Origin of the sequence: Cylindrospermopsis sp. CR12, assembly GCF_001432185.1 — a bacterium.
Lineage (GTDB): Bacteria > Cyanobacteriota > Cyanobacteriia > Cyanobacteriales > Nostocaceae > Raphidiopsis > Raphidiopsis raciborskii.
Window position 1 is genome coordinate 53,004 of sequence record NZ_LMVE01000026.1, and the last position, 11,955, is coordinate 64,958.

An 11,955-nucleotide genomic window follows, 5' to 3' on the forward strand; every position below is an offset into this window, starting at 1 on the left:
CCCACCCCATTAATTTCCCCAAAATGAACATTGTTAAGAAATGTAACAAAATAGGCGTTAAACTGGTTTGATGGCTTGACAAGAAAAAAAATAAGAGATAAGGTAGTTTACATACCCGGGTAGGACAGTTGAATAGTAATATGCACACAAAGCAGGAAACAAAACAAAAAGTAACGTTGCACTTATCGCCCGAATTACACAGAAAGCTCAAGATTCGCTCAGTTATGGACTCAGAAACGATGTCAGGGTTAGCAGAGCGAGCAATCAGTTTCTATCTAGCTCATTCAGAGGTGATAGCTGAACTGGAAGAGTCAATTTACGGAGGAACCCACAGAGTTTATCCCTGTCCCAGTTGTCTAAGTTCACTAGTTTTAAAGGATGGGGAATTAATAGCCTTGGGTCGCCAACCGGGAATTATTGGACAAGATGACCTGTGTATTGAAAGTCAAACCCATCCCAGGACTGAGGAAGAATTAGTACCTTGCTAGTTAAAAATTATGAATGGATGAGTGGAAACTTTTAACCCTTTCCGTTGTTGTTCTGATAACTATAACTGTAGTGTTTCTATAAGGTCTCAAGTAGGTCGATAGATATGAAAGAAGAGCTAAACATACTTATTCAAGCTCAATACCCTTTAATCTACCTTGTGACCTCCGAGGAAGAACGGGCAGAGCAGGCAATTTATACGATGGCCCAGTCGTTAAAATCCCAACGTCGGGTTTACGTATGGACTGTAACCCATGGTATTGTGGAATACGGACAGGCTAGGAGTACAAACCAGCACAACACCGTGTCACCAGAGGCGGCTATTGAGTGGGCAATTAGACAGAAAGAACCTGGTATATTTATTTTTAAAGATTTACATCCTTTTATTGATGCTCCGGCAACAACTAGATCCCTGCGGGATGCGATCGCCAGTTTTAAAGGTATGCAAAAGAACATTATTTTAATGTCTCCGATGCAACAAGTACCGATAGAGTTGGAGAAAGAGGTTGTTGTTATTGACTTCCAACTGCCAGACATGACCGAGTTAAGTAAAGTTCTCACTGCCCACCAGGAGCAGAATAGGGGGCGGCGTTTAACAACCGAAGCTAGGGAGAAACTACTGAGAGCGGCCTTAGGACTGACCAAGGACGAAGCCGAGAAAGTATATCGAAAGGCCCAGGTAACGAGTGGGAGGCTGACGGAAGATGAAGTTGATATAGTTTTATCAGAAAAGAAACAGCTAATTCGCCGTAATGGCATTTTAGAATACATTGAAGAAGATGAAACTATCGAAGCGGTAGGTGGGTTAGAGGAATTAAAGAAGTGGCTAAAACAGAGGTCCAACGCCTTTACAGAGAGGGCGAGGGAGTATGGATTACCACAACCGAAAGGGATGTTAATTTTAGGAGTTCCTGGCTGCGGGAAGTCACTGATAGCCAAAACCACCTCCAGGTTATGGGGATTGCCAATTTTAAGATTGGACATGGGGAGGGTTTATGATGGCTCCATGGTGGGTCGAAGCGAGGCGAACTTGCGTAATGCTTTAAAAACAGCAGAATCTATTTCCCCAACTATTTTATTCATAGACGAACTGGATAAATCCTTTGCAGGTAGTACGGGGTCTAGCGATTCTGATGGAGGGACATCAAGTAGAATTTTTGGTTCCTTCTTGACCTGGATGCAGGAGAAAAAATCTCCAGTATTTGTTATGGCAACAGCTAACCGAGTAGAAAGGTTGCCAGGAGAGTTTTTAAGAAAAGGTCGCTTTGATGAAATTTTCTTTGTGGACTTACCCACACCGGAAGAACGTCAGGATATCTTTAGGATTCACCTAACCAAAAGAAGAGAGGAAATTGCTAGATTTGACCTAGAGCAACTAGCCAAGATGTCCGATGGTTTTTCCGGTGCTGAAATAGAGCAGGCAATAATTGCAGCCATGTATGAGGCCTTTGCTCAGGATCGGGAGTTCACCCAATTAGATATTATTGCTGCATTGAAGTCTACATTGCCGTTGTCAAGAACGATGCAAGAACAGGTCACAGCCTTAAGGGACTGGGCCAGACAGCGTGCTAGACCAGCAGCATCCTCCGTAGCTGAGTATCAGCGATTGGAGTTTTAAAAGCTTTCCTCTGTAAACCAGAGGGGAAAGGTTAGTCCACGGGCTAACGGGTTACGAGTTAAGCCGCTTCCCAATTAATCCCAGATTAATGCGGCTTTGGTGAAAAAGAAACCGTTGTCGTTTTTCTCATCAATCTTCTTATTGGAGGAAACCCAAATGTCTCATTTTAGCACTCTGCGTACTAAGATTACTGATGCCGAAATTCTCAAAGCTTCCCTAAGCGACCTAGGTATTACTGTAAAAACTGAGGCTGATGTACGTGGTTATAATGGTCAGCGTGTACGTTCGGACATTGTTGCGGTATTAGAAGGCGAGTACGATTTAGGTTGGTCTCGTAATAGCGATGGTTCTTTCGACCTCATTGCTGATTTATGGGGCGTTGCTAAGAAGCACAACCAGACTGAGCTGATTAACTCTATTAACCAAAAATACGCGGTTAACAAAACCCTAGCCGAAGTAAAACAGCGTGGTTTGCAGAATGCTAATGTTAAGTTAGTGTTGCAATAATTAATCAATAATTAATTATCTGCGCGTTCCCAAAGTATAAACGGGTTAACCACAAACTGGTTAGCCCGCTTTCTTACCACTTTTGTGAGTTAATTGAGTTAAATATGGCTGGTAGAAAAATTCTGCAAGAGAATCAATCCTACACCTTTAGGTCTTATTTTGAAATGTGCTATGAAGCTGATGAGATTCTAGCCGAATTAGGATATAACCTGTTAAGGAGACATATTAACTTACCTAAAAGTAATCGTTGTTTAGAAAGACTACAAGAGTTAAAACAAAGGATTGAGGAATATTTAACCTTAGCAAGTTTAAGTAGTGAAACAGCACGGCGAGAAGTTTTAGTAGCTCCTACATTGTTAGAAGTGGCCCGTTATTGTCAGTGTCAGGTCAGAATTGAATACCCACTATTCGTGAATAACTGGTTAAAAGGCAATTTAGATTATTTTCTCAAGGGAAATCTTGGTTTACTCGTGGTTGAGGCTAAAAATGACGATTTGACCAGAGGTTTTACCCAGTTGGCGGTGGAATTAATTGCCATTTCTCAGGTGGAACCAGGCGATGTTTTTTATGGTTGTGTAACCATTGGTGATGCTTGGCGTTTTGGTCGGTTAGAGAAAATGCAGCAACAAATTTTCCAGGATATCTCGTTGTATCGTATTCCAGATGATTTAGAGAGTTTAATGGGGGTCTTGCTGGGAATTGTAGAGTCAAGACCCGTGCTGAACTAGGTAACTAGGTAATCTCTTTCAAGCATCTAATTGCTTCTAATAAACCCCTAGCCTTATTTAAAGTTTCCTCATATTCTTTCTCTGGTTGGGAGTCCGCAACTAGTCCTGCACCCGCTTGAACGCTAACAGTCCCATCCTTTAGTACCATAGTTCTAATAGATATAGCAGTATTTAATTGTCCTTCAAAGTCATAATAGCCATATACTCCTGAATAGACTCCCCTGCGAGTTGGTTCTAACTGGTTAATGATTTGCATAGCCCGAATTTTTGGTGCTCCACTAACTGTCCCTGCGGGGAAACAGGCTTTTAATAAATCCCAAGCGGTTTTATCTTCCGCCAATTTACCTACCACATTACTAACTATGTGCATCACATGGGAATAACGTTCAACAATCATTAGTTCATCCACCTTAACCGTGCCATTTTGGCAAACCCTTCCTAAATCATTACGTCCCAGATCCACCAACATAATGTGTTCAGCAACTTCCTTGGGATCTGCTAATAAATCCGCTGCTAATTCCCCATCCTCCTTGGTGGTTTTACCCCTGGGTCTTGTTCCAGCAAGTGGTCTCACCGTGGCGATTATCCCCCCTTCCTCATCATCTCTGTCTGCTTTGACCATCACCTCTGGACTAGAACCAATGATCTGCCAATCGTCAAAGTTAAAAAATGCCATGTAAGGTGAAGGGTTAATTTGACGTAGGGAACGATATAACTCAAAGGGATTCCCCCGATATTCTGTCCCTAATCTTTGGGAAATTACTACTTGGAAGATATCCCCAGCTCTAATATGCTCCTTTGCTTTTTCCACACTGGCACAAAATTGCTCCCGGGTAAAATTGCTGCTGTACTCTTTAATATCCACCTTGGGTCTATTCTGTGGTGATTTCCAGGTTAATTGGGTGTTTTCCTTCGTTAAGGGTAAAGATAATTTCTCTACCATTTGTTTAATACAATTGCATGCTTTTTGGTAACTCTCTTCCACACCTTCCCTGACATCAGCGTAGGCGATCGCCCAAATTTTGCGTTTTACCTGGTCAAATATTAACAAATGGTCTACTTGCATCCACAGTCCATCAGGAATATAGCGATCATCCTGACTATGTATAGGTACTGTTGGTTCAATCCAATTAATAAGTTCATAACCCCAAAACCCGAATAAACCGCCAATTCCCGAAGGCAACTCCGGTAATTTCACTGGATGATAGGGTGCCAAACAGTCAGCCAAAACCCTAAAGGGGTCGCCCTGAAAAACCTGTCGTCTTCCATCTCGATAGATTTGAGTAGTTTGGTTTCCCCTTGCTTCCAAAATCCAAAGAGGGTCACAACCCAATAAACTATAACGTCCCACCTTTTCCCCACCTTCCACCGACTCCAGCAAAAAGCTATAGGGTTGACCTGCACAAACCTTGTACCAAGCGGAAACAGGGGTATCCAGATCAGCAACCCATTCCTGATAAACCGGGACAAAATTACCCTGTTGAGCTAATTCTATAAATTGCTGAAAATCGGGGAAAATCATAGGTTAAAGTTTTATCTACTTATAAATTCAAATGGGTAACTAGTAAAGACTGTTACATTACCAATTACCCATTATCAACTAGCGCCAACAGATCCTAGGCGTCGTGGGTAGCTTTACCACTAAACTTAAGTGCTGCAGCACTGGGGTTCTCACCAATTCTGCGGGGTACATGGCGTACCATTTCCCGACCCTTATTTACCTTTTCTGGGAACACACCATCTGCGGGGTGAATCAGAGTAGTTTCCCCACTGGGAAGAATCCGGTAAACCTTGTAGTCGGTTATTTTGAACTTGCGGAGTTGGGCACCCAAAGCAATGCCATACTCTTTGCGGGCAATATAAAGCAAGTTCTCGCCTGTGCGCATAGTTGCTGCACCACCGGTGGGCATTTCAAAAACTTGCTCTTTGGGACTTGTCCAGGTAATAGCGTACTTTTCCTCTACTTCTGCTTTTTTAAGTAGTCCGCCAGTACTACCGCCAAATAGGGGGGTTTGTCCAGTTAGAGTTGCCATAGGATTAGGGTTTTCTCTCAACGTTTTTAGGGCATACTAGCACCCTAACTTATCCTATATTACGATTATTTCACACACTGTAACACTTTCTCAAATCTGAGGGGAGGAAAATTTGCAAATCTTTGTGATTGCCGTCATCCAGTAGCTGGGCAAAAAGAACTACCTGGGTGATGATATCCCAGTATTAACCTTGGACTGCTTTTTTTCTATCTTCCCCCGCACAATGGGAATAGTAAAGTGAAATTGGCTTCCCTTATCTTTACCCTCCGACTCAGCCCAAATTCTTCCCCCCCAAGCATTAACTATTTGACGACAAATCGCTAAACCCAATCCCGTTCCTCCAGTAGTTCGCCTTAAAGCTCCCTCCTCTTGATAAAACCGGTCAAATACTATTTCCAACGCATCCGGATCAATGCCTCGACCTGTATCACCTACAGTAACCAACACTTGGTCACTACGATTCTGTTTGGCTTTAATTGTAATCTTTCCCGAGGGGGAAGTGAATTTATAGGCATTATCTATCAATTTGGCTAATACTTCCACTAACCAGTCTCCATCCGCTTTCACCAGGGGTAAATTTATGGGAATCTCACTACTCACCTGGGGTGATTTTTCTTTGTTAGATCTTATACGCATGCGACTTAATGCTAAATCCACACACTCCTTGAGAATTAAAGACTCCGTATGCCATTCCACATTCCCACTTTCCAAATTAGAAAGGGTCAGGAAGTCTTGCACTAGTTTACGCATTCTCTCTGAGTCTGCAAGAGCTGTATTTAACATCACTTGCCGTAAGTCGGCGGGCATATCTGGCTCGGTGGCCAAACTTTCTAAACACACTTGAATCGTAGAAAGGGGAGTTCGCAACTCATGCCCAGTAATAGCAATTAGATTGCTGCGAGTTCGGTCTAAAGCCTCTAGTTGTTTATTTAGCTCTTCTAAGTTAGTAAATGATTCGGCTTGAATTAAAGCTGAACCCACTTGAGTTGCGATCGCCTTGACTAAATCTAGCTCTCCTGGTTGCCAATCGTAGGTAGGAAAATAACAATAGTGTAGTTCCACAATACCCAGCAATCTCCCCTGAAATAATACAGGTTCCATCAACCAAGAACGAATATTAAATTTGTCTGCTATGGAGGACAAGTAAGGAGAATCTTTAACTCGTGGATCCGTTGTCGCATCACCCACACATACTCCTTCCTGTTTATCCACAATTTCTTGAAATAGAGAGTGACGTTGTAAATCCCAGGTTTGTCCTAAAACCGATGATAAACCCTGATCCAAAAATTCATGTTCAATATTTGCCCTCACATCACCAGACTGAGCACGATAAATCAAACAACGACCCGCTGCTAAATGATCTCCCAATTCCTGCGCAGCAACTTGCAAAATTTGTTTTGGATCCAGGGAGCGCCTAATAGCCATACTAATAGAATTAACCAGTCTTTCCTTCCTAGCTTGAACAGTAAGAGAGCGGTAGGCCTTATGTAACTTATACTGACTGGCCTGTAAATAAGTTACTAATCGTCGGACAAAAGGATCCGTATCAATTTCCCTTCCCCCTATCTTCTTTCTCTGACTGGACTTTGTGAATTCTTTAATATTAAACCGTTTACGTACATCAACCACCTTGTCCTTCAAATCAGGACGATAGGCCACAATTCTGCTTAATAATAAATCCGCCGCTTTAATACTAACAGTCCTATCAGCTGTCCAAATACCCTCAAATCTTCTTGAGGTATCCATATCCAGGACAGAACTCGTCTCTGGTACTTGCTGACTTTTAACAACCGATTTAACACTTTCTCGACACACTAAACAGGTAGCATAATTATCTGCAATCACAACCAAATGCCACTCTTTACTTAGAGCATCCTCTGGTGCAAAAGCAACCTTTTCATAAGATCCTGAACTACTAGTAAACCCAGTTTCTAGTGCAGACAATACATATACTTGACTACTACGCTCAGCAAGACGCTCATAGCGATGAGCTTCCTGACGATAAAACCGTTCCCGCTGGAAACTGGCAATAATTAGTGGTTCACCCAAGGTAGTCCCCAAAATCTGGTCTTCCATCGCATGGGAAAGTGCGGTTAGTGAAGCCTTAAAATATAACTGGGGACGTAGGTGAGATAGTGACTGTAGCAAATCACTCAGCACGGAAGTCGAGATGCTCATGAATATTCTTAAACGTCCAATTTAGACCATGAGAAAGCACTTCCCCAGATCCTAATCCAAAAACTGATCAAGTAAGTTTGGTAACTGTTAAATCTTGACAAAACTCAAAAAATTCCCCTCCTCAATCCTAATTAATCAATAACTTAATCAATATTTAAAATAGACTTACTCTCGAGACAATGGTATCTTAACTTTCTACCAATAAGTTGTATTGGGAATACTAACTTAATTTTTCTTTACCCAAATTCCCAATATGGTAACACTCAAAGGTTTTGCTGTTCTTCCTGCTGATACGTTTGCTGCTGGTCCAAAATCCGGTGCTGCTGTCACCAATCCCACCAATGGACGTACTACGCCTTTTTCTGGTCAACCTGTACAAGGCTTTAGCGGGGTGCAATTTGCTCCTAACACCAGTGGGTCCCGATTTTGGTTTTTAGCGGACAATGGTTTTGGTGCTAAAAACAACAGTGCGGACTTCCTCCTGCGCATCTACCAACTAGACCCTAATTTTACTGGGGTTGAAAATGGTAATGCTAAGGTTGGGGTAGAGAACTTCATTCAACTTTCAGATCCTAACCGCCTGATTCCCTTTTCCATTGTGAATCAAAACACTCCTGAACGACAACTCACAGGAGCGGATTTTGACGTAGAATCCTTTGTTATTGATGCTAAAGGGGATATTTGGATAGGTGATGAGTTTGGTACTTACCTGCTACACTTTGACAGCAATGGAGTTTTATTGGATGCGCCCATTAGTACCCCCAATCTGGTCAAACTAAACACTCTCAACGGTCAAAAACCCATTGTTATTGGTCATAGAGGTGCTAGTGGTGAATTACCAGAACATACCATTGAAGCATATAGACTGGCAATTTTAAGAGGTGCTGACTTCATTGAACCAGATTTAGTCTCTACCAAAGATGGGGTCTTAATTGCTCGTCACGAACCCAATTTGATTAATACTACTGATGTAGCCAATCGTCCTGAATTTGCCAGTCGCAAGAAAAAGGTTGTGGTGGATGGAGTAGAAGAAGAAGGCTTCTTTGCTTCTGACTTTACCTTAGCGGAAATTAAAACTCTTAGAGCAGTTATGCCTCAGGGTTACCGTGACCAGGTGTTTAATGGGTTACTGGAAATCCCTACCCTGGGCGACATTATTGATTTAGTCAAGGAAGTAGAAGCACAAACGGGCAAGAAAATTGGTATTTACCCAGAAACTAAACATCCCACCTACCACGACAATCTGGGTTTATCTTTAGAAGAAAAACTAATTGACACCCTTAAAAGCAAGAGCTTTACTGATCCGGCACGCATTTTCATTCAATCCTTTGAAGTTAGTAATCTTCAGGATTTGAATAATAACATCATGCCAGCAAGAGGTGTTAATATTCCCCTAGTGCAGCTAACTGATTCGGGCGTGGCTGATGATGGCACACTTATATATGACAAAGATGCTTACGCCCGTCCCTACGATTTTACTGTCAAGGGAGACACTCGTACCTATGGTGATCTCCTGACTCCAGCAGGTTTAGCGGAAATTGCCAAATACGCGGATGGCATTGGACCATGGAAGCGCCAGATTATTTCTGTTAAAACCGTAGATAAGAACAATGATGGCAAACCAGACGATCTCAACAATGATGGGGTCATCAATGACAGTGACAAGGTAACCTTGCCACCTACCAGTGTGGTTAGCGATGCTCACAAAGTGGGACTGTTAGTTCATCCTTACACCTTCCGCAATGAAAGTCGCTTTTTGGCATCGGACTACAATAACAATCCGGAATTGGAATATCGTCAATTTATCAGTTTGGGTGTAGATGGTTACTTTACCGACTTCCCAGGAACAGGAGATTTGGTGAGAGACCAAATTACCACCAACCAAGTAAGATCCCCCCAAAATCCCACTGTTCTGTCCAAACCTAACTTTGATACTCTCAATGGTCAAAAACCTATTGTCATTGGTCACCGAGGTAGTAGCGGAGAGCGTCCAGAACATACCCTAGCTAGTTATAAATTGGCGATCGCCCAGGGTGCAGATTTCATTGAACCAGACTTGGTTGTCACCAAAGATAATGTTTTAATTGCCCGTCATGAACCGATGTTGGCGGTTGTGAACCTCAACACTGATGGTACAATTAAACTTGTGGGTGGTAAACCAGAAATCAATCTCACAGATACCAGCACAGACGTTCATCTACGTGATAAATTCCAAGATCGCCTCAAAGTCAAAAACTTAGATGGTCGCAACGTGGGTGGGTGGTTCGCAGAAGACTTTACCCTAGCAGAAATCAAAGAACTAAATGCTATTGAGCGTCTTCCTTCTCTCCGTAGTACCGCCTTTGATCAAGATGGGTTGAAGGTTCCCACTCTCAAAGAGGTAATTGACCTGGTGAAACAGGTAGAATTGGAAACTGGACGCAAGATTGGTATTTACCCAGAAACCAAACATCCTACATTCTTCCAGCAGCAAGGTTTTAACACCAGTCAATTATTGGTAAATACCCTCAAAACCCTGAACTTTACTGATGCTAGTCGTGTCTTCATTCAATCCTTTGAAGTTAGTAACCTCAAGGAATTGAAAAACACAATTATGCCTGGTGCGAGTGTTGATATCCCATTAGTGCAATTATTTGGTGGATCCGGTAGACCCTACGATTTTGTGGTCAATGGAGACAGTCGTACCTATAATGACCTTTCTACACCTACTGGGTTAAAAGAAATTGCTCAGTATGCAAAAGGCATAGGACCAAACAAACAGCGCATAGTTCCTATGACCACCGTAGACAATAATAAAGATGGTCAACCGGATGATTTAAATGGAGATGGTCAAATCAGTGATGCAGACCGCACCCTGGGCGCACCAACAACTCTCATTCAGGATGCCCACCAAGCGGGACTACTAGTTCATCTTTACACCCTAAGAAATGATGGGTTTTTCCTTTCTGCTGACTATAAGGGAGATCCAGGAGCAGAAGTACGTAAATTTGTGAATTTAGGAGTAGATGGTTTCTTTACTGATTTCCCCAAAACAGGAACATCCGTAATAGTTAACAACTATCTAGCGGGAACAGGTTACGCCAACCCCAACAATAACTTGAACTCACCCTATTTTGCCGACTCCCCAGTTTACTTCAATCCCAATCAACCCTACTATGGTGATTTAGTTACTGCTAATCTCAACCGTTCCCAGGGATTTGAAGGTATGGCTTTTAGTCCAGACCGTCAAACAGTCTATCCCATGTTGGAAGGTACGGTGGTAGGAGATCCTGCTGGTTCCGTCAGAATCTACAAATTTGATATAGCAACAGAAACTTACACCGGTTTAGTAGGACGTTATCAACTAGCCAGTCCTAGCAATGCTATTGGCGATTTCACACCTATAAATGACAAAGAGTTCTTGGTAATTGAAAGGGACAATAATCAGGGCACTGGCGCAGCGTTTAAAAAGATATTCAAGGTGGATTTTAGTCAGGTCAATGCTCAAGGTTTTGTTCCCAAGGAAGAAGTAGCAAACTTACTGGATATCCAAGACCCCAATGATCTCAATAGTGATGGTAATAAAACCTATAACATGCCATTTCAAACCATTGAAGATGTGGTGGTATGGGATAATAAAACCATTATTGTGGCTAATGATAACAATTATCCTTTCTCCATTGGTCGTCCCCCCCTCATTGACAATAATGAAATCGTTGTGCTAGAGTTGGACAAGCCTCTCGCCCTGGATGCTCGTCTAGGTCTAGCTGCGACCATCGCTGAAAGCTCTCAATTGGTTTTTGGCACTCCCGGTGTTGATAATGTGTCTGTTACACAAGGAACCGATGGCATTAATGATATAATTTTCACTGGTGCTGGAGACGATAAAGTGGATACCCTGGGTGTCACCAACCCCTACGCAGGCAATAATACAGTACACTCAGGTAGCGGAAAAGATATTATAGACGTAAATAATGGCGATCGCATTTTTGGTGGTAGTGGGAATGATGAAATCTTCGCCACGGATGCCAAAGACTATCGCATTTCCGGTGGTGCTGGTAATGATGTATTTTATCTGGGTACTAATGGTCGCGCTTTAGGTGGCGATGGAGAGGATAAATTCTTTGTTACCGAGGGTGGAGGGAATTTAATTTCCGGTGGTGCTGGTGCAGACCAATTCTGGATCACTACCGGTGATATCCCTAGTGTTGACAACAAAAATGTTGCCAATACCATTGTGGACTTCCAGATAGGTACTGACGTTTTAGGTATTAGTGGTCAAGGAAGCAACTTTGGTTTTAATAATCTGACCCTAACCAATAGCGACATTATCATCAATGGGAATAAAGTAGCCACCCTAACCGGAATAAATACTAGCACACTCACTGCCAGTAACTTTGCTTTTGCCTAGGTTTTGGTTAGTTTA

General features: G+C 42.5%; 8 protein-coding genes. 5 read left to right on the forward strand and 3 right to left on the reverse strand.

The genetic code is table 11. The features are described 5' to 3' along the window. Window positions 1-140: 140 nt before the first annotated feature. The 4 genes from ASL19_RS03445 to ASL19_RS03460 all read left to right on the forward strand — a co-directional run bounded on the left by ASL19_RS03445 (window position 141) and on the right by ASL19_RS03460 (window position 3,339). Window positions 141-488, forward strand: coding sequence for a hypothetical protein (locus ASL19_RS03445; protein WP_040007933.1), 348 nt, complete (start codon window positions 141-143; stop codon window positions 486-488). A gap of 104 nt (window positions 489-592) precedes the next feature. Next, complete coding sequence (locus ASL19_RS03450) at window positions 593-2,104, forward strand: AAA family ATPase (RefSeq protein WP_057177301.1); 1,512 nt, start codon at window positions 593-595, stop codon at window positions 2,102-2,104. Between the two features lie 156 nt (window positions 2,105-2,260). Then, entirely contained in the window at window positions 2,261-2,611 is a 351-nt protein-coding gene (locus ASL19_RS03455) for a DUF1257 domain-containing protein (protein ID WP_006275753.1), read from the forward strand. Between the two features lie 104 nt (window positions 2,612-2,715). After that, entirely contained in the window at window positions 2,716-3,339 is a 624-nt protein-coding gene (locus ASL19_RS03460; protein ID WP_006275752.1) for a hypothetical protein, read from the forward strand. A gap of 4 nt (window positions 3,340-3,343) precedes the next feature. Here ASL19_RS03460 and trpE read toward each other — a convergent pair whose 3' ends face one another. The 3 genes from trpE to ASL19_RS03475 all read right to left on the reverse strand — a co-directional run bounded on the left by trpE (window position 3,344) and on the right by ASL19_RS03475 (window position 7,550). Continuing rightward, a complete protein-coding gene (gene trpE, locus ASL19_RS03465) occupies window positions 3,344-4,861 on the reverse strand; it encodes an anthranilate synthase component I (protein WP_057177302.1) in 1,518 nt (505 codons plus the stop codon). A 94-nt stretch (window positions 4,862-4,955) separates the two neighbouring features. Continuing rightward, a complete protein-coding gene (locus ASL19_RS03470; protein ID WP_006275750.1) occupies window positions 4,956-5,372 on the reverse strand; it encodes a photosystem I reaction center subunit II PsaD in 417 nt (138 codons plus the stop codon). Window positions 5,373-5,531: 159 nt separating this feature from the next. Continuing rightward, window positions 5,532-7,550 carry a DICT sensory domain-containing protein gene (locus ASL19_RS03475; RefSeq protein ID WP_057177303.1) on the reverse strand — a complete coding sequence of 673 codons (2,019 nt, stop codon included), beginning with the start codon at window positions 7,548-7,550 and terminating at the stop codon, window positions 5,532-5,534. Between the two features lie 244 nt (window positions 7,551-7,794). Here ASL19_RS03475 and ASL19_RS03480 point away from each other — a divergent pair, with 244 nt between their 5' ends. Next, complete coding sequence (locus tag ASL19_RS03480; protein ID WP_235528921.1) at window positions 7,795-11,940, forward strand: glycerophosphodiester phosphodiesterase family protein; 4,146 nt, start codon at window positions 7,795-7,797, stop codon at window positions 11,938-11,940. The last annotated feature ends 15 nt before the right edge of the window (window positions 11,941-11,955 follow it).